Source organism: Pleionea sediminis (assembly GCF_007570825.1).
Classification (GTDB): domain Bacteria; phylum Pseudomonadota; class Gammaproteobacteria; order Enterobacterales; family Kangiellaceae; genus Pleionea; species Pleionea sediminis.
Genome location: NZ_SUNB01000007.1, coordinates 176,258 through 197,014 on the forward strand (window position 1 = coordinate 176,258; position 20,757 = coordinate 197,014).

The 20,757-nt window shown below is 41.4% G+C and carries 14 protein-coding genes; 8 read left to right on the forward strand and 6 right to left on the reverse strand.

Translation table 11 applies throughout. The features are described from left to right. Positions 1–287: 287 nt before the first annotated feature. The 3 genes from FAX86_RS19800 to FAX86_RS19810 all read left to right on the forward strand — a co-directional run bounded on the left by FAX86_RS19800 (position 288) and on the right by FAX86_RS19810 (position 3,386). Complete coding sequence (locus tag FAX86_RS19800; RefSeq protein ID WP_144395228.1) at positions 288–1,607, forward strand: hypothetical protein; 1,320 nt, start codon at positions 288–290, stop codon at positions 1,605–1,607. 188 nt (positions 1,608–1,795) lie between these two features. After that, a complete protein-coding gene (locus FAX86_RS19805; RefSeq protein WP_144395229.1) occupies positions 1,796–2,080 on the forward strand; it encodes a YeaC family protein in 285 nt (94 codons plus the stop codon). Positions 2,081–2,132: 52 nt separating this feature from the next. Then, positions 2,133–3,386 (forward strand): Rossmann-fold NAD(P)-binding domain-containing protein, encoded by a 1,254-nt coding sequence (locus FAX86_RS19810; protein WP_144395230.1) that lies wholly within the window; start codon positions 2,133–2,135, stop codon positions 3,384–3,386. A gap of 71 nt (positions 3,387–3,457) precedes the next feature. Here the strand turns inward: FAX86_RS19810 and FAX86_RS19815 are convergent, their stop codons facing one another. Beyond that, positions 3,458–4,033, reverse strand: a complete 576-nt coding sequence (locus tag FAX86_RS19815) for a CBS domain-containing protein (RefSeq protein WP_144395231.1) — start codon at positions 4,031–4,033, stop codon at positions 3,458–3,460. A gap of 716 nt (positions 4,034–4,749) precedes the next feature. Then, complete coding sequence (locus FAX86_RS19820) at positions 4,750–5,970, reverse strand: chalcone isomerase family protein (protein WP_144395232.1); 1,221 nt, start codon at positions 5,968–5,970, stop codon at positions 4,750–4,752. Positions 5,971–6,338: 368 nt separating this feature from the next. Between FAX86_RS19820 and FAX86_RS19825 the strand changes: the two genes are divergently transcribed. After that, a complete protein-coding gene (locus FAX86_RS19825) occupies positions 6,339–6,695 on the forward strand; it encodes a hypothetical protein (protein WP_144395233.1) in 357 nt (118 codons plus the stop codon). 199 nt (positions 6,696–6,894) lie between these two features. Here the strand turns inward: FAX86_RS19825 and FAX86_RS19830 are convergent, their stop codons facing one another. After that, a complete protein-coding gene (locus FAX86_RS19830) occupies positions 6,895–7,980 on the reverse strand; it encodes a PA0069 family radical SAM protein (RefSeq protein WP_144395234.1) in 1,086 nt (361 codons plus the stop codon). A gap of 179 nt (positions 7,981–8,159) precedes the next feature. Here FAX86_RS19830 and FAX86_RS19835 point away from each other — a divergent pair, with 179 nt between their 5' ends. After that, on the forward strand, positions 8,160–10,109 hold the full coding sequence (locus FAX86_RS19835; RefSeq protein WP_144395235.1) for a GspE/PulE family protein: 1,950 nt from the start codon (positions 8,160–8,162) through the stop codon (positions 10,107–10,109). 42 nt (positions 10,110–10,151) lie between these two features. Here the strand turns inward: FAX86_RS19835 and FAX86_RS19840 are convergent, their stop codons facing one another. The 3 genes from FAX86_RS19840 to sppA all read right to left on the reverse strand — a co-directional run bounded on the left by FAX86_RS19840 (position 10,152) and on the right by sppA (position 13,584). Beyond that, complete coding sequence (locus FAX86_RS19840) at positions 10,152–10,538, reverse strand: MAPEG family protein (RefSeq protein ID WP_144395236.1); 387 nt, start codon at positions 10,536–10,538, stop codon at positions 10,152–10,154. Between the two features lie 83 nt (positions 10,539–10,621). After that, positions 10,622–11,635, reverse strand: coding sequence for an asparaginase (gene ansA, locus FAX86_RS19845; RefSeq protein ID WP_144395237.1), 1,014 nt, complete (start codon positions 11,633–11,635; stop codon positions 10,622–10,624). A 74-nt stretch (positions 11,636–11,709) separates the two neighbouring features. After that, positions 11,710–13,584 carry a signal peptide peptidase SppA gene (gene sppA, locus FAX86_RS19850; protein WP_144395238.1) on the reverse strand — a complete coding sequence of 625 codons (1,875 nt, stop codon included), beginning with the start codon at positions 13,582–13,584 and terminating at the stop codon, positions 11,710–11,712. Positions 13,585–13,818: 234 nt separating this feature from the next. Between sppA and FAX86_RS19855 the strand changes: the two genes are divergently transcribed. The 3 genes from FAX86_RS19855 to FAX86_RS19865 all read left to right on the forward strand — a co-directional run. Beyond that, complete coding sequence (locus tag FAX86_RS19855) at positions 13,819–15,852, forward strand: oxidoreductase (RefSeq protein WP_144395239.1); 2,034 nt, start codon at positions 13,819–13,821, stop codon at positions 15,850–15,852. 51 nt (positions 15,853–15,903) lie between these two features. Continuing rightward, a complete protein-coding gene (locus FAX86_RS19860; RefSeq protein ID WP_144395240.1) occupies positions 15,904–16,167 on the forward strand; it encodes a hypothetical protein in 264 nt (87 codons plus the stop codon). Positions 16,168–16,509: 342 nt separating this feature from the next. Next, the coding region (locus FAX86_RS19865) for an RHS repeat domain-containing protein (protein ID WP_144395241.1) at positions 16,510–20,757 on the forward strand (4,248 nt) is incomplete at its 3' end.

The following is a 20,757-nucleotide window of genomic DNA, read 5'->3' on the forward strand; positions in this document are numbered from 1 at the left end:
AAATCAAAAGGTTCTATTGGAAAAGCCCCGCATTATAGACAAATCTCTGGTCAGCTGTTCGTTTAATTCGTAAATTTTGCGAGAAATGATTGAGTTTTGTCGCAATGGTGCGACTTAGAGGGACTCCCAAGGCGAATAAGGTGTGATCTGTAGAGATATACCAAGAATTTATAACCTTAAGGCTTAGAATTTTGCTTTTCTGGAGCTACACTGTTTACTGAACGTTACGTTGTCGACTATCGAAGTAACCTATAATTAAATCAAGATGCCGAGTAGGGATAACGTCTATGCACATGACCTTTTTCAACGCGAATAACTTTCAGGCGCCGCGAGCTTTATACATTGCAGCCTGGAAAGTTTGGTTCAAGCGATTCAGTAATGACCATTATGCCTGGCGAGAAGGGAAAATACCGCTGGGTAAAGACGATGTTCCCTTACATCAGTTGATTGAGCAGGGTAAACGGTTTTCGCTTGAGGTGTTAACCCGCATCATGGTGCCTTGGTCCTATCGAGATACTAATCAAGTGACCGACGACTTTATTCGTATGAATCCAGCCGTCTTACGTCCCAGCCAATTCATTGATCCCGAATCAGGTAAAGCGATTGATGCCGCTCGTTTAACCGATCAGGCGCTCGATTATTGGGATTCTATGACCTATACGGAGCAAGATCTTTACCTCAATTTCGCTGAAGCGCGTATTCAAGCCGATATCGAGTCGCCATCGGATGAGCCTTGTATTTTGGATGATAGCGGTGTGGAAATTATTGGTGAAGATATCTACCCGCCTGTGATTCCTGACGCCTCCGCTTCAGATGACGAGTTTATTCGCGCTATGGTTGCCTGGATCGATGAAGATCCTTTTCAACCTCTCTATCAGAAAAAGCCGGTAGGTGAGGCAGTAAGCGGATGGCATGATCGGTTATTAGGGTTTTTCTGGCCTAAACCCCGAACTGGCTATTTGGAATATTGTCATCATGCCAGTCCGTTAATTTATCGTGCTGGTTTATTGGCTGATTTGGTTGAGTCTGGGAAAGAGTTTACCCTTGAAGATCGCGAGTTAGCCATTAAGACGGCGAACGAAATCTTTATGTTTGCTGGCGTACCGCAACGGGAGGTTACCTGGCAAAATGTGCGAGAGGTTATTGAGACTGCTTTGAAACAGAACGAAAACTCGACCGCAAAAATGAATTCTGGCTGGACCAATGTCGCCAGTAAAGCCCTTGTTAGTCGGGAAGGACTTGATGGCTACTTACCGCTCATGAGTTGGAATAGCCGGGTCTCAAGTTCTGTTATTTCACGCCTGGATTTCTTGCTAGTGGAGGCCGGAGTGACTGAGTTGGGTGATCGTTTTACCGGAATTGGGACTATTCCTGGCTGGGGCGGAACCCGTCCGCGAGAATATTCTCTGCGTTGGCCATCGGGCTATCGTTCATGGAAAACTATTTTCGCTGCGGGACGTATTGCCGAGAAAATTAAAGACGTACTCAATAATGAGAAAGACAATCAAGGAGATCGGAAATATGCGCCGATGCCACTTGCTGGAGGGGAAAGTGGAGATTGGACAACGCGTGGTATTCAAATGGTACTCTTTTCTGACGGATACTAAGAATTTTCAGGTTGTTTTTCTAAATAAGATTGTACTTTAATAAGTTATCTTAAATTATTGTAAAGTAACAATAATTCTTTGTTTTTAATATGACTTAACTCGCCCTACCTCTTGGTGGGCGATTGCACCTCTGGATCGTCTCTTCTATAATCCGCGCTCTTCGTAGTAAGCCGCCTCTGGGGAACCTAATGAATCTCGATCAATTAATCAAAGCAATGACGCCAGAGATCTACCACAATATGAAAACAGCGGTTGAATTAGGCAAGTGGCCTGATGGAACCAAGTTAACTGATGAGCAAAAAGAAACTGCGATTCAAGCCGTCATGATTTACGACGCTACTCATCATAATGAAACCGACGAGCCATTTCGTGTTAAGTCTGATGGTTCCGTTAAACTCGGTAAAGATGCTGCAACTCAGGCTTTGGCAAATGATGCGTCAATCATTGTAAAGCAATCGATTAACGATGATTAGCGGTTAAGTGGTTTCTCGGCCGAAGTCTTTGCAAGAAACACAGGATAATTTGATGTTAAAAACGATCGTTCGAAAGGAACACAAAAATCAATGGGAACGTCGCACACCGTTGACTCCCGAAGCAATTTTTCAGCTTAAAAGTAAAGGATTCGAGATTGATGTTGAGTCGTCTGACATTCGAATTTTTGATGACAGTGCCTATCAGACGGCGGGCGCGTCTTTGGTTAATGCTCCAGATGACTATGAGTTAGTTGTTGGTATTAAAGAGCCTCCAGTAAATTCCATTCGTCCGAATCAAGTTCATGTTGCTTTCTCACATACGATCAAGGGTCAAGATTACAACATGCCGCTGTTACAGAAGTTTCTTGACGAAGGGGCTTCGTTGTTTGATTACGAAACCATTGTTAATGAGCGCGGGGCACGAACCATTGCATTTGGTCGGTTTGCCGGAATTGCTGGCGCGATTGATACATTTTCTATTGCTGGAGAGAAGCTTGCGTTAATCAACAAGTCGAGTGACATTCAGAAAATTACGCAAACGCATAACTATGAAGGTATCGAGGAAATAAAATCAAGTTTTGGGCAATTGGACTTACAAAAAGGTGAACCTATTCGGGTGTTAATTGTGGGCACTGGAAATGTTGGAAAGGGTGCCGAGGAAGTTTGTCGGTGGCTTAAATTACCGAAAGTTGATATTCAATCCATTATGCTAGGCCACATTCCTGAAGGCAGTTGGTACACTGTTGCAAGCAGCCGTCACATCAATGCTCGTAAAGATGGTAAAGATTTTGAGTTTGATGATTTTGTTGCCAATGGTACAGAAGAGTATGTTAGTACGTTTGATCAACTATTGGGTAAATTTAATCTATTAATCCAAACACCTTATTGGACAGAAAAGTATCCTAAGCATCTTGAACGTCAACGTATGCTTGATAACCGGACGAAATTACCTTGGGTAATTGGTGATATTAGCTGTGATATCAATGGCTCTTTAGAGTGCACTAAAATTGCCAGTACCATTGATGAGCCGGCATTCACTTATAATCCAGAGAAAGACGATTATAAAAATGGTGTCAGTTGGGATGGACCTACCGTCATGTCGATTGATAATTTGCCTTGTGAACTGTCACTCGATGCTTCCAATCACTTTAGTGCCATTTTAAAGAATTATATGCCTCACCTGATGCAACTTGATTTAAACCTGGAGTTTGATGATTTGGAACTGCATCCAGAGTTGTATCGTTCATTGATCGTTTATAAAGGTAAGTTGACACCTAATTATAAATATTTGAAGAAATATTTATAAAATTATCATGTTCACTCAAGTCTATTTAATGTAGCCGAAATTGATTCGGCTACATTTCAAGTTGAAAATTATCAATGATGTAATACGTTATCAACAATTTCTGCAAACGATCTTGGTTTATGTTTTCTGGGTATTGTGATTCCTACTTTATTTTCCAACTCAGTTCGATCAATTAAACCTACGAGTTGTCTCTTGTCTTCATTGATTACGAGAAGATAATCGACATCCAAATGAGCGAGGTGAACTGCCAATTCTTCGCCTGATATTTCCTTAAATGTTTTTCCATCCACGCACAAAAGCTGTGATAGGGGAGTCATAATTTGACTAATAGTCATATCAGAACGAGGAATATTAGCTCGAGATGCTTGTTGTAATACTTTACGACTTTTTAACTGTTTTATAGATACAACCCCGAAAAGTTGACCTTCGGTATTCGTTACAAGACCAATGTGTGAGTGAGTACGGGAGAATATCAATAGCGCTTCATCCACTAATGTTTCAGGATCAATATTAACTGAGTCTACTAGATAAATGGGGTGTGTGAGATAGTCGTATAAATTCTCTTTTGTTAAGAAATGATTCTCTTGCTTCTTTGTAAGGTTCAATTTTTCAAATGCTTTGGCATTAAATTTGACGTGCGTATTCATAACATTTTTACCTGTCTGATTGAGTTTAAAAGTTTTTGTTTGAAAGCTAAATTACAGGTAAAACAGGAGGAGCTCTTATTAATCCTGAGCAATCGTAGTGGTTCTTTAATAGGAAATTTTGAGTAGGGCGAATTCCAACCGTGATAAAACAGTTTGTCGTCAATGGTTGGCTTGAGATAGATTGATCAAGGTCAGGGTTTTCAAATGAATCATCTAAAGTAACGTCAGAGGCTTCGAAGATTTGTTGACTCACCAAGGTGTCAATCATTAAACCTTTCGGGCCTGAAGCACATATAATAAGAAGGAAAACAGCAATTAATCTTAGCATTGGGCTATTAATCTATTCTCACACCTTTCAATAATACGCCTGCTTGTTTTAAAATCAAATACCTATCTAGATTATATCGTCACAAATTATTACGGGGGTATTAGTTAACATCAAACTGCGAAAGGAAAAAGATTAAAAATAAAGTGTTTTAAGAGTGTATTATTATATTGAGAGTTCAGCTAGAAGCTGTTTTAGTGGGCGAGACTTGCTCTTTATGGATGGACTCTTTTGTAATAATCGCTATTCGACAGGAAATAAAGTTTCGTTATCAAAAGTTAGTATGATTAAGTTTAAGTTGAAACTTTACTTAAATAAGACATCATTTTATTTTTCTTAGGTTGTGGAGCCTTACGGAAAGACTCCAATAGACTAGGCGAAATGTAATCTATTAAAAACAAAGCCATGCGGATGGTGTTCGTTTACACTTACCAAAATTGAATGTAACGCTAACTGTAAAACGAGCTTCTTCGAGCAATGGTGGCGGCTTAGGTAAGTCAGATAAGTTACTTAATTCATCAATAACCACTTTCGCCATTCTATCTCCGTGAGGATTATCGTCTAAAGTAACGGAGCGAACGTCGCCGTTTTTATTTAAGCTCACTGAAGCCACTAAGTCTTCTCGACCAATTCTACGCATTTTAAGTGGTGGTCGAATGTTTGCTTTTTTAACGATACTGTCTTTCAGCTCTTCAAGATATTCATTCTGGAGCTCCCGCAGCAATGAATTCATAGCTTCTGTCCGTGCAGAACCCTTGTTTTCCTTTGGCTTTGCTGTGACTTGTTTCTTTACTTGAGGTGTTGTTTTAGCAATTTGCTTGGGTGGATCTTTCTTAACTGGTTTCTTCACTGGCTTATTCACAGTTTTATTAACCGGCTTTGACGCGACCTGTTTTTTCTTTGGTTGTTCTTTTTTAGTGTTAGAGCTTGTCTTCTTGGTGACTTCTCGTTTCACTGGCTTGGGCTTTTCGGTCGTGTCAGATTGAGCAATCTGCTTTTCATTTGTATCTGGTTTCAAAGTCGGTAAGGACTTTGCCCATCTGGAGCGGCGTGAGTCGAGCTCGAGTCGGTTAAACTTCTTTAGCGCATCTTTGTTTGGCTCTGCAATAAGTTGCTTTATAAAAGTTTCTGAATTAAGGGTGTTGCCAACCCAACTGTTCATTAAAACATTAAAGAATCCTTGTTGCTGAAACTCAGCGACGACGGCATTATTGATCATGATTATCACGGGTTTCGACGGTTCGTAGACCACTTGAATACGGTCACCTTTCTTATACTCTTGTCGAATTAATTCGACCAACTGACGAATATCGGCAATATGATGCGACAAAAATTCTCGGTCGTTGTTGGCAACAATTCGCTCAAGGAAAATCCGCGAGAAAGTACGAGAGGACAAGATATCATCGATAAATCGATACTCCATCATGCGAGCTTTCGTGTTATCTAATAGCTCAGGAGTGCTATTGGCCTTTGTGTCCATGTAGATTGCAGCGTAATAAATAGGAGTGGAAAGTTTTTCAAACCGCGCAAGTGCTTGTAGATCGCTCTGCTTCGCCCAAGTTAAATGAGCGTAACCAATTGAAAATATGAGAATTAAGAGCTTTTTAAACATTTAAAGTATATACAAGTCAGATCTGGGCGCAAATTATACAAAAATAAATATCAAATTGAAATAATAGAGGCTGTCAGTAAATTGGTAATAATTACTTTCGAGTTCATTGAACCATCAGTTGGAGTATAGGTCGACACGCCAGCTTAAACCACAGCTTAATAATTAGCACCGAAAAACTCCTCATAAATTAGATAGGTATCGCAAGTCTGAAATAAAGAGCAGCGATTAACTTACGACTCACTTATGGAATGGCCAATGTCGCACATTAATAACCAATGAGTACTTAATGCAGATTTTCATTCTTTTAATAAACTTTGAGGACATTAATTGAAGTCGTTGCGAGCTTGTAAATAATTGCAGGAGTTCTCATGAAATTTATCACTTTGGCATTTTCGATTCTTTTTGCGTTCGGTGCGCTGCCTATGATGGCAAAAGACAATGTTGCAGTTCAAACCAAGGGCAAATTATGCTTTTACGCTAAAACAGATAATGTAAAAGGATTTGTAGGCGTATTAGCGTCAAAAAGCATTCGATTGCACTCGACTTATCGTGATGTCTATTGTGCACCCGACGGTAAGTTTAAAGGCGGAAGCTTACTGAGTGCTGCTGATCACTTTGAATCTAAGCAGGTGTTTAATAACCTTCTTTATAATTTATCTGTCGAGGATATATTCTGGGAATTCCCAAAAAGTAAAGGCGAGCGAATTATGGCAGCTCGTGATTAATTTTGCATTTTTGAGTTTATGAGGGAGTGATTCATGGTAGTACCTCGAAAATACCGCTTCCTCAATAACTCAAAACGAAACATGATTAAAAGAAAAAAATAGGAGCTACTCAAATCCGTGAAAAAGGATTGAGATACTCAAAATAACACTTCCGAAAGAGTATCGAGCAAAAAAGTGTATCAACCTGATCCAATTTTCATTAAATCAATGGTAATTGAGTTGGTAATTCATTTCTGAAATGTTCTGTTGATAAATGATCTTTACCTTCTTTATTCATAGAGAATTTTTTACAAGCAAGTTTAAAACGAGCGTTAAAAATCTGAGAAAATATACCACACCCTGTCATTCGTTTTCCAAATTCACTTTTGTTGAGTTGTCCGCCTCTAAGATCTCTAATGTAACTTAATACTTTGTCTTTGCGATAAGGAAAGTGTAATTCAAGCCAGTCGGTGAAAATCGTTTTTAGCTCATGGGGCAAGCGCAGCATGATATAGCTAATATTCTCGACACCATTGGCTTTAACCGCACGTACGATTTTTTCAATTTCATGGTCGTTTATACCTGGAATAATAGGGGCGATTAGTGCGTGAACAGGGACTTTGATATCAGAGAGTTCCTTCATTATTTTTAAACGCGACTTTGGCGAAGCTGCTCTTGGCTCCATAATAGTTTTTAAATGATTGTTTAATGTTGTAATACTAATACCAACGGAAATAAGATTATGGGCATTCAGTTCCTTGATAATATCAAGATCTCTCAAAACAAGGTTACTTTTTGTTAATAGATGAACGGGATGCCGGAATTCTAACAATACTTCGAGCAGAGCTCGAGTGAGTTGAAGCTTTTCTTCTATCGGTTGATAGGCATCAGTATTAACACCCAATGCGATGGGCTTACATTGATAATTTGGATTATTTAATTTTTTCTTTAGTTCTGCAACGGCATTCGATTTATAGATAATGTTTGTTTCAAAGTCTAATCCAGGAGAAAGATCCCAATAAGCATGGGAAGGTCTGGCGAAACAATAAATACAGCCATGTTCGCACCCCCGGTAGGGATTAATACTATGTTCAAATGGTACGTCGGGTGATTGGTTTGTACTAATAATACTCCGGCACTGTTCTTCAATGTACTCAGTTTTAATCCTTGTTTGTGCTTGAGAAGACTCAACTGGAATAGTACGTAGATTGGAAAAGCGATGATGATAGTTGAGTTGACTACCACGACTTTTATCTTGTTTGAGTAGTGAATGATCAATCGATACTTCATTTGAGTGAGAAAGCATAGAATTTTCCTCGAGTTACGAGGCAGGGGATCTTTACTGTACATCAGAATGGCTACTTATGCAAGTAGTTGTTTGGCAGATCGTAAAAGGGTTTTTTAATTAATAGGAGGAAGATATTGGTTAACTTGGAAATCTCGAACTAAGATATTTGTAGGTATAACTTTTTGGGCAAATGAATTATGACGGCATTCTCTTCATTGGTGCCATTCAAACAATTGAATGATTCAGACGTTGTCTGCTGTTTGATGGATAATTCCATTGAAGAATCCCATCTTTTGGGGATTAATTATGTTGACCAAGCCATCAATCTACAATCTCATCCTATTCCTTTTAATGCTCTAAAATACATGATTGTCAATGAAGCTGTTATTGAAAATTATGAAGAGTACGTAAGAAGTTTAAATAATGGGAAAGAAGAACCAAACCTTAATCATTTTCGATTCAAATTTAGCGATGGTTCAGTTAAAGAGGGACTTGCGGTTCATTGCGAGCTGGATCGGAATCTATGGCACATCCTGAGGTATCATCAAGGGCATGTCTACTACGTTGTTATTCCATCGATTCACGTTTCAAATCATGAAATTTGGCCGGCAAAAACGACGAAACTATTTAACTCCTCAACCAGCCAATGGATTGATAATGCAAAAAATCTTGACCAAATAAAGATCGATGAGCACTTGATAGAACAGTTTCCATCTGAAATTTTAAACCAATTAAACGCATTACCATTGTTTGAACGTGATGGCGCTGTTTATGTCGCGTTACCCGAAAAGCCAAGAGAAGATGCACTTCAGGTGTTAAGTTTTGTCGCGGGTAAGACAATCGAACCAGTAAGCTTTAATGCCAAAAAGATTCGCGCTAAGTTAGAGAACTATATTCAAAGTCAAAATGAGCTTGATGCATTAAGTGAACTGGAGGAGAAAGGCGCGTTAAAAAATGAACTAACGGTCAATGATATTGAGCGTTTGGGACAGCAAAAAGGTGTGAAGCGGTTGTTGCATCAAATCATTTTTGATGCAATTGAACAAGGTGCTTCAGACATTCACTGTCATCCACGAAAGCAATGTTTCGAAATTATGTTTCGTGTTGATGGTGAGCTAAGGTCCGTTAGAAAATTAAATCAATCATTGAAGTACGCTTTGGTGAGTCGAATTAAAATATTAGGCGGTATGAACATCGCGGAGCATCGTTTACCACAAGACGGACGAATAGAAATATCCCACCATGGTAAAAATGTTGATTTAAGAATATCAGTAATGCCGACAGTTTTTGGTGAGAGCGTTGTTATTCGGTTATTAGATAGTTCAAAAAGTGTTTTGAATATTCAGGAACTGGGATTTGATAGTGCCGATCAACAAAAACTCGTTCATTTGCTCCATGCCAGTTTTGGGATATTTCTGGTAACGGGTCCAACAGGCTCAGGAAAATCAACCACTCTGTATGCAGCCATTAAATCTTTAATAGACGAAGGACCGCACATAATTACGATCGAGGAACCAGTTGAGTATCAAATTGACGGTGTGACACAAATTCCGGTTAATCATAAAGTTGGTTATACGTTTGCCAGAGCATTAAGGAATATACTCAGGCACGATCCTGACGTTATTATGTTGGGAGAAATTCGCGACGAAGAAACGGCAAAAATAGCCATTGAAAGCGCGTTAACAGGGCATCTTGTATTGAGTACGCTGCATACTAACACGGCTGCAGCAACGGTAACTCGATTGCTGGAAATTGGTATTGAGCCTTATTTATTAAAAGATGCACTGATAGGCGTGTTATCACAAAGGTTAGTGAAAAAGATTTGCAAACATTGTAAGCACGAAGCCGAGGTTCCTGGCGCAATTCGTACAGCGATAGGTGCTGATGAGCATACTCAATTTTTTGAGGGAGCGGGGTGTAAACAGTGTCGAGGTACAGGTGTTTCTGGCCGTATTGCCGTTTATGAACTTTTAGTTATGAGTGAGCAATTGAAAGAGTCGGTTGAAAACCAGGAGAGCACTACTGTTCTCGAGAAGCTAGCGATAGGCGAGGGAATGATTCCTCTCTCGAGTCAGGCTTTCAACTTGGCGAAAGAAGGCATTATTTCTGCAAAAGAAGCCTATCGTGTGCGAGCAAATTCTTCATAACAAGTTAATTACCACAGCTTTATCACAAAAAATACAGCTCGATCAAAGTCCAGTGAAGAGTAAGCCGATTGACGCAAAAAAGCCAATGGACCAGGCAATAGAGCGAAACTTGTCAAAATCGTAGTAATAAAACACGACATAAAGTAGACGAGATACTATAAAAGAAAGACAGAGAATCGGAATTATCTCAGCAGCTGGATTAACAATGCCAGCAAAAGCAGCACCTGCCGTAAAAATAGATAACGCTTCAAACGAGTTTTCATGAGCGCCCATCGCACGTCGTCCAAAACCCGATAGTTGTCGTTCTTGTGTTCGGGGGTCTCGATTATCGTAATGACCAAATTGACGTTTCATAGCTATCGCGACAGGAAGCTTTGTGATCACGGTCATTATTATTGAAAAGAATACAGTCCAAATTAGGAATGTCATTTTAAGCACGCTTCATTTGTTTTTTGTAATAGTACGATTGTATGAAGAACTTGGAGCGAAAATACCTGGCGTGAACAGACAAACTATTGCGTCATTTCACCCCGAAGGCTTATCTGCATTTTCTTAGCGATTTCATTTCGGGATAATCCCAAACTGAATAAGTAATATAGCTTGGTTAACGCGGCTTCCGTTGTCATATCAAAGCCACTGATAACTCCACACTGACTTAAGCGATTACCCGTCTCATAGCCTTGCATGTCGACTCGGCCTCGATAGCATTGTGAAATGTTAATAACGATAACGCCGCGTTTAGTTGCTTTTTCTATTACCTTTAAAAAGGCTTTATCATTTGAAGGCGCATTGCCCATACCGTAAGTTTGTAAAATTAATCCTTTGATCGGATCAATTAAAAGATTATCGAGCATTTGCGCTGACATACCAGGAAAAATACTAACCACCGCGATTTCAGGTGGTTCGATTTTTCGCACGTTAAAAGGGCGAGTATTAGCCTTAATGAGTAACGTCTCATCAATATCGATGGTCGTCCCTACTTTTGCAAGAGGTGGAAAATTCGGTGAGCCAAATGCGTGAAAATTTGTCGCATCAATTTTTTGTGCACGATTACCACGATACAGTCGATCATGGAAAAATAAACAGACTTCAGGAATGTGGTAACTGGCCGCTAGAATAACGGAAGTAATCAAGTTATCTCGACCATCGCTCCGTAATTCCCCAAATGGAATTTGCGAACCTGTAACAATCACGGGTTTATCGAGATCTTCGAGCATAAAAGATAAAGCCGAAGCGGTGTAAGCCATGGTGTCGGTACCGTGTAAAATGACAAAACCATCAAACTCGTGATAACGAGATTTGATGTCTTCTGCGATGTCAAACCAGTCGTGAGGAGTGATATTAGAAGAGTCAATTAAATTTGGATATTCGTGAATTTCATAGTGTGGCATATCTTCTCGGTTTAAATCTGCCAAGTGTTTGAGCTCTTGCGTGAGATAACCCGCTTCGGGAGCAAACCCATTGGCAGTTTTTTTCATTCCAATGGTGCCGCCGGTGTAGGCGATATAAACCGAACGTTGTGACATAAACTTAAACTCTTTTGTTATAGCAAAAAAAAGCGAGCCCTTAAGCTCGCTTTTTATTTTAGTTGAAAGACACCTTACTCAACAACACAATTACAATGAATGTATGCGTGGTGAGGGTCGTTAAAGCGCTCTAAAGTTTTAAATTGCGCTTTCATATCTTCCATTAGTTTAAATGCAGGTGTCGATTTATTCAGCTGGCTGTTCATTTCTTCAACTGAGAAGTTAGCCGACGCTTCACCTAACAATTGTTTTATGAACTTTTCTTTATCGGAAAGTTCGCGTTTTACATACCAAACATCGTATTGATCTTTTTCTAACTCGGCTCGTTTTGCAGCCGCTTCAATCGCATCTTTATAAGTTCCGATATTGTCGACCAAACCAAGTTCTTTCGCTTTGGTTCCCGACCAAACGCGACCCTGAGCTATTTTATCGACATCTTCTTTCGTCATGTTGCGACCTTCAGCCACAATTTCCAAAAAGCGATCATAGCCTTTTTCAATATTGGCCTGAATAATTTCTTTTACCGGTTCTTTTAGTCCTTGACCAACATCCATTGCGCCAGCAAGTTTAGTGGTTCCAACACCATCGCGATGCACGCCAGCCCAGGCTAAAGATTTTTCGAAAGTTGGAATAAAACCAAAGATTCCAATAGAGCCAGTAACAGTCGTTGGGCGTGCCCAAATTTCGTCAGCATTGGCTGAAATCCAGTAGCCGCCAGAAGCCGCGTACGAACCCATTGATGCGATAACGGGTAAGCCTTGTTCTTTGGCTTTTAATAATTCCTGCCGAATGATTTCTGATGCAAATGCACTTCCGCCGGGGCTATCAACGCGCAATACAATTGCGGCTGTATTTTCATTGAGTCGGGCACGACGGATTTTACGAGCGATAGTATCACCACCAATAACGCCTTCTTTTGCATTTCCATCGACAATCTCACCTTTTGCAACAACAACGGCGATTTTTTTCGATGTTGGATTCATTATCTCGAAAGCTGGTTTAATGGCTTTATGGTAGCGACGGTGATGAATTTGTTTGAACGTTAACTCTTTTTCATCTTTACCAACACGTTCTATCATCATTTCTCTAAACTCAGGGCGGGTCTTTAACTCATCGACTAATCCATGTTTGATAGCGACCTGCGCGAAATCACCACCGACTTCTCGAATCGTTTTATCAAATTGGTTAATTTGCTCGTCCATTTGGTCGACATCGAGATTTCTGAATTTAGCGACGTCACCTTTATAAGCGTTCCAAAGATCCGCCAAGAAAGCTCGATTGGCTTCTTTGGCATAGTCAGACATGTCATTTCTTAAAAAGGGTTCAATCGCGCTTTTGTACTTACCCACTTTAAAAACATTCGGCGTGACTTTGAGGTTATCCAGTAATTCTGCAAAGTAGGTTCTCACTCGGCTATAGCCTTCAAGCAGAACACCACCAAAAGGGTGTAAATACACTTCGTCAGCTTGTGCTGCTATGTGATATTGGGCTTGCGAGTAAAAATCGCCCATCGCGACAACTTTTTTACCGCTTTCTTTAAAATCGGCAATCGCATCGCGCAACATTTCCATCATTGCAGGTTGAATTGAGATGATGCCTTCGGGGTAAAGGAGTAGGGTGGTTATTCTGTCGTCTTCTTTTGCATTGCGTAATACCTCGATGAGGTCGTAAATGTTTTCTTCGGCGGGACTTGAATTATTCATCGCATCATTAAGCGCTTCTTCAACGGGGTCGACGAAAGCGGTCTGCTCTGTAATGATGCCGCTTGGAGCGAAGACGAGCGCTGCGCCATCTGGAACTTCAATTTTATCGCCGTCGCTAAATATATCGATGAGTATGTAAATACTCAAAAACAGGGCGATAAAGCCAAATAAAATTCGGCGGTTGAGTTCAAACGCGCGCCAAATGTAGTAAAAAATTTTACCAACTGTGCTGCTAGGTTTCTCCACGATAACTCCCTAAATTCTGATTGGATTCAATAGTTTATTTAGTGCTAATCAAGTAGACTATTTAATAATATTGAGACGTAATTGTCACTAAACATTGTTTAAGTACTAATATTATCGCGATTCTTACAATTTCATTGGGTTTGTATTTGTAATTAAATGTAATCGTAGATTTCTTGATGTGGCACTGTTAAAGTCTTGCCTTAGTGGTAAGACCAGAAATAAAGAGTATAAAAAATGAGCCAAAATGCCTTTTATCCTAACTTATTAAAACCGCTTGACCTTGGATTTACTCAACTTAAAAACCGAGTTTTAATGGGGTCTATGCACACTGGATTGGAAGAAGAAAAAGATGGGTTTGAGAAAATGGCAGCCTATTTTTCTGCTCGAGCCAAAGGTGGTGTCGGTCTTATGGTGACTGGTGGTATTTCACCCAACTATCGAGGTCGTTTGGCTCCTTTTTCCTCTCAGCTATCTTCCGGCCGTCATGTAAAAAAACATCGTATTATCACTGACGCCGTTCATGAAGCGGATGGTAAAATTTGTTTGCAAATTTTACACGGTGGTCGCTATTCCTATCATCCATTTAACGTCGCTCCATCCGCGATTAAAGCACCGATTACTCCGTTTAAACCAAAAGCATTATCAAGTCGAGGTGTAAAGACGACTATTCGACATTATGTTCGTTGTGCGAAGCTTGCGCAAAAAGCCGGTTATGACGGTGTTGAGGTGATGGGATCAGAAGGCTATTTAATTAATCAGTTTATCTGCCAGCGAACTAATAAACGCACAGACGAGTGGGGCGGCTCGTACGAAAATAGAATTCGTTTTCCCATCGAAATTGTTAAACAGATAAGAGAAGCGGTTGGTGAAAACTTCATCATCATCTATCGCCTTTCGATGTTGGACCTGGTGGATGAAGGATCGACTTGGGAAGAAGTGGTTCAATTGGGTAAAGAAATTGAAGCCGCAGGTGCAACAATCATTAATACAGGTATTGGTTGGCACGAAGCGCGTGTTCCTACCATTCAGACTTCCGTACCGCGGGCGGCCTTTACTTGGGTAACACAAAAAATGCGGGAAGAGGTCAATATTCCGCTAATCACAACCAACCGAATTAATACGCCGGATGTTGCTGAAAGTATTTTAGTGGAAGGGCATGCCGATATGGTTTCGATGGCTCGTCCATTTTTAGCCGATCCCGATTTTGTGAATAAAGCAGCAGAAGGAAAACCAGAAAATATAAACTTGTGTATTGGTTGTAATCAAGCTTGTTTGGATCATGTATTTAAACAAGAGCGAGCCACTTGTTTGGTCAATCCGAGAGCTTGTTATGAAACAGAGTTAGTCGCGTCACCGTTCGAAAAGAAAAAGTCGCTTGCCGTTGTTGGTGCTGGTCCAGCTGGAATGTCATTTGCTCTCGAAGCATCGAAGCGTGGACACGAGGTTACATTGTTCGAGAAAAGTAATGAACTTGGTGGGCAATTTAACATTGCTAAACTTATTCCTGGTAAAGAAGAATTCAACGGTATGTTGGATTACTTTACTCACCAACTGCATGAGTCAGACGTTGTAATAAAATCGGGTACTGTGGCGACCGTTGAAGAATTGAGTAATGGTTCTTTTGATGAAGTTATTTTGGCTACCGGCGTTTCACCAAGAGTACCCAAAATTGAAGGCATTGATCATCCGAAAGTTAAAACCTACTTGGATGTTTTAAAGCATAAAGAACCTGTCGGCGAAACTGTGGCGATATTGGGTGCTGGTGGAATAGGATTTGATGTCGGTGAGTATTTAACACATTCCGGCAGCTCGACAACATTACGTCCGGATACTTGGCTTAAAGAGTGGGGTGTCGATAAGGATTATGAGAATCGTGGTGGATTGCTGGATAGCAGAAAGTTAGAGCCTTCTCCTCGCAAAGTTATTATGTTTCAACGTAAAGAATCCAAAATGGGTAAAGGACTTGGTAAAACTACGGGATGGATTCACCGCACCGTATTGAAAGATAAGAAGGTAGAAATGGTAACCGGCGTTCAATATCAAAAAATTGATGATGAAGGTTTGCATGTTTTGATTGGCGAAGAGCCGCGAGTGTATCCTGTCGATAATGTTGTCTTGTGTACTGGCCAGGAGCCGTTGAGAGAACTGTTAGATGGCTTGCAAGAAAAAGGTATTACTGCACATTTGATTGGTGGTTCTGATGTTGCTGCTGAGCTAGACGCGAAACGTGCTATCCGCCAAGGCACAGAGTTAGCTCTAAGCATTTAGTCCTCGATGAGGCAGTTGAAATTCAGCTGCCTCATAAATTGATTTTAGTTAATGTTAAAGCTGTTTAAAAAAATCGTCATTATCGTATCATTGGGTGGACTGGGTGTTATGTTCGCCATTGGTTATCGAAATATTCCCGTTTGGTTGCAATCTCAAAATTTTACCGAGTATCAATCTCCTTACATTGCGTTTCCATTGTTAGCCGCAATAGGTTTATTCGTTGGTTTTTTATTCAAACTGTCTCGTTCAGCGAAAGAAAAAAAGTTCGAAAAAGAACTGTATAAACACGTCAAAGAACAAAAAATAAGAAAGTAAACCCGAAACTTTCGTTTTAAAATTCTGTTCGATACAATCTTATTATTGTTGAATACTCCTTCATATAATCACTGTTGATCCTTTCGTTACTTATAATTCTCAAGCGCTTACTCTCATTGTTATTATCACAATACTTTGGACTCGATTTATAGATAGTTTTATATAGAGAAATTAAAAACAGTTATTAATTGCTTTTGTGTTGTGTGAGCGATTAAAAAGTTGATGCACTCCTCCTAATTAGTGTGAATATTACAGATTTCGGAAATTCACTCTAAACATTTCTGCCATTTGTTGGACTCTTATAGACAGTAGTTTAAATCATAGAGACAAATAGGTTTTCAAATGGCCGTAATCATTTCTTCTGAAGGACTGGGTTTATTTAATTCAACCGCTGATCGTTTGGGCAATAGTCCGATGAGTGGTAATAAATTAGGACAAGCCAATGGAATGGCGTACATCAATACCGCAACCGGTAATCTGGTTGTTCAGCAAAAAGACGAAATTCTCGTGGGCAAAGGGGTCGATGCTAAAATAGCGCGCACCTATAACAGCCTGGGTCATATGAACGATGCCGATGGTTGGCGATTCAGTTTTGAGCGCGAGCTGATTATTGGCAGCTCCCTTACTCGCATCACGGGCGATGAACATCGTTCTGTTTTTGAGTCTACAGGAACAAATACCTACCAAAGCACCGATGGCAGTGGCGCGCACGATACCATTACCTTCGATGGAACTAACTACACTTACACTGAAGGTTCAACGGGACTAACGGAAACCTATAAGCAAGTCGGCGGACGCTGGCTACTCGATTCAACCACCGATGCCAGTGGCCAAGGCTTTTCACTACGATATGATGCACAAAACCGGGTCAGTCGATTAATGACCGACAATGGCGAAAACACCTGGTTTAAATACGATGCTTCGAACCGCTTAACTTCCGTTGAGCTTTATCTTGATACTAACCAAGACGGAACGCCCACCAAGTTTGGTACGGCCACTCACTATGTTTACGATAATTACAACCGTCTGACCCATGTACGAACCGATTTAACGCCGGGTGATAACAGCATTGCCGACGGCGAATACTACGAAGTTGAATATCAATACCAAGGCACGGGCCTGCTGATTGAATCCATCAAGCAAAGCGATGGTACCGAAGCCCATTTTACTTACGATGCCAGTAACCGAATAAAAACCTATCGCATCGGCTCGGGCAATGATGGCGAGCAACAAAGCTTCACTTTCGATTACAGCCAAATGGCTCAGCGTAAAGTAAGCATTATTGATGCTCGCAATCAAGCCTGGACTTATCAGCACGATACTGAAGGCCGATTAGAAAAAATGTTTTCTCCGGCCAGTAACGGCATTCGCCAAATGGCGGAGTATCAATACGATGCCGACGGCAACTTAACAAAGAGCATTGATGGGGAAAACCGAACCACCGTTTACGATTACGATGCGCGCGGTAATTTAATCGAGCAAATCGACAGCGCCGGCAATCGTGTGGTTCGCACCTATACCGACAGCAATCGACTGGCCAGCGAAACGCAATTCTTATCTACGTTTGATGCGGCCAATATTGGCAACTATGCCCAGCCCGATTTAAGTTTAAACAGCACGAATACCAATGAGTTAACCGCGCACTATTTGTACGATGGACAAGACCGGCTTAGGTATGTTGTTTCTGCGGATAAAAAAGTGACCGAATATCGTTATCAGCACGGTAATGAAGTACGGAAGGTATCGAATGAAATTACCTATTCCGCTCGGTACGACGGCGCGGCTCAAGTCACCCGCAGTAATATTGACCAATGGCGCGATGGGTTGAGTGACAAAAGTGTTCATGCTTACTCGTTATATTGGTATGACTTTCGTGGTGAGTTATGGCGAAAAGCGGATTACGCCAATACAGACTCGGAAGGTCGACCCGTAGAAAACGAAGCGATGACCGATACGCGCTTCACTTACGACGCCTTTGGTAATTTAGTGAGTGAACGTCAGTTTTCCGGCACCAATCGCACGTTAATCAATACCACCACCTTCGTTTACGATGGCATGCAGCGTTTGGTCAGCTCAACCAACGCCAAAGATAAAACCTCCACCCTTCAGTACGTCGGTAATCAAGTCATTACCACATCCAAGCAAGGCTTAATGACCACGCAAACTTACAATAGCCAAGGTGTGTTGGTTAGCCAATCGAAAGGTGTGACCGAAGGTTCGTCAATCAATCGAGAGCAACAATATTTTTATGATTTGCAGGGGCGTTTAGCGGCGACGCAAGACAGTCTTGGTGGTGTCAGTTATCAGCTCTATAACACGCGAGGTCAATTAGAGTATTCCATCGATGAAACCGGTGCGGTTGTTTACTTTGAATACGACAATTCCGGCCGATTATCCAGCAGTCGACAATACGCGAAGAGAATCGATACTTCTGAGTTGTACGCTAAACTCAATCACACCCACTTTCAGGCGACCGCTGTACTCACGTTAGGCAGTCAATTGGTAGCAACACCGGGTGAAGACCGCGTCACTCAAACCTTTTACGATGAGGCGGGACGGGTTAAACGGACCATCGATGGTGAAGGGAATAATACGTATCACTCTTACGATGGTGCCTCACGACGCATTAAAACCGAATACCGTGATGGGAACAGCTCGGCGAATGCGCGCGTTACTCGCAGTTTTTACAACGAAGACGGTCAGCTCATCGGTCAGTTGGATGCGGAAGGCTCTGTCTCGAAAAATGTTTATAACGGCCGCGGTTTATTAACAAGCGTGATCCGTTACGCGACACCCAGTGATGAGAACTTAAGAGAAGCCGGAACGCTCGAGCAGTTAATTCGTGAAGATTCTGCCAACGACCAGGTCAGTCATTTCCGATACGACGGTCAAGGTCGTCAAATCATGGCGATTAATGCCGAAGGTTATGTGACCGAAACGCGTTATTTAGAATCGGGCAATAAAGTTAAAACCATTCAATACGCGAAACAATACACGGGTCTCGCCAATGCGCAGAAATCAACGATTATCGGAGCCGTCAACAATTCTGACAAACGCGAAACCATTCAAACCTTTAATGAGCTCGGCCAGTTAGCGACTGAAACCAATTATCAAGGCACAGTCACTGAGTATTACTACAACAATGCCGGACAAGTAACGCAAGTGAATGTGGCCGAGGGTGAGACGGATAAATTCGGTAACTCAGAATCGCGCACGCAACGAACGCGTTACAATCTGTTTGGTGAAAAAACCGGGCAAGTTGCTGACAGCAGCAGTGCCTTTATTTCAACCAGTGCGTTGGATAATTTAATCAGTGCGCAAGGTGTGTCGCATCAATACGACGAGTTAGGGCGTTTAGTAGAAACGGTTGATGCCGAAGGCAATCGTCAACTTTATTTTTACGACAGTGCCGGTCAGCTGGCTTATTCGGTCAATGGTGACGGCGAAGTTACCCAGCAAATTTATAACGCCTTTGGTGAGTTAGAAACCACGCGCTCTTATGCCGATACCATTAACGTCAGTGGACTGGCCGGCGGCAAAGTGACGAATATCCTTGAGCAACGTGTTTCCAGTATCGCCAATGCCGTGCGTGATGTTGTTTCGACCAGCTACTATAACCAAGCCGGGCAGTTAGCAACGAAAATCCAAGGCAATGGACGAACCACCACCTACCAATACAACGGTTGGGGTGAACTTTCTGAGCAGTTAATCACCGCCGCCAACGATTCAACCATCGCAACGAAAACCACTTTTACGTACAACAACCGAGGTGAGCAAACTTCATCAACCAATGCGTTGGGTCAAACGGTAACGACCGAGTACGACGCCTTTGGTCGCGTGACACACATCACTGATGCCTTAGGCAATACCACGAGTTACGATTACGATAGGTTAGGGCGCGAAATACTCATCACCGATCCATTAAACGGACAAGTACACACCACCTACGATGCGTTTAATCGCACCTATAAAACCACCGACAAATTAGGCAATGTCACGGAATATCGCTACGACGATGCCAGCAAAACCAACACCATTATTTTTGCCGATGGTTCAACGTCAAAAAGCATTCAAAACCGTCACGGTGAAACTATTGAGTCGGTTGATGGGTTAGGTAATAAAACGCAATTTACTTTCAATGACAAAGGTGAATTAACGCGTACCACCGACGCTTTAGGTAACGTCAGTGAAGCGGTTTACGACAAAGCGGGACGCGTTACAACGCGCATTGATAAGAACGGCATCAAAACCGAATTTACTTACGACCAAGCTGGTCGTGTACTAACACAAATACACGATGCCGACGGGCTGAAACGTACCACACGTTATCAATACGATGGCTTGGGTAATCAGCTGACGGTGACCGATCCTAACGGCAATGCAACGCGTTATGTTTATAACAACATGGGGCAAATCCGTTTTGTTATCGATGCAGAAGGTTACGTATCAGAAAACGTTTACGACGCCAATGGTAATGTCTTAGAGACGAAGCGTTATGAAAATAAAATTGATACGTCTTCGATCACCACTGAGTCAGAAATGTATCTTGAGTTACACGCACTTTGGTCAGAGAACTTTAATGACGGCTCA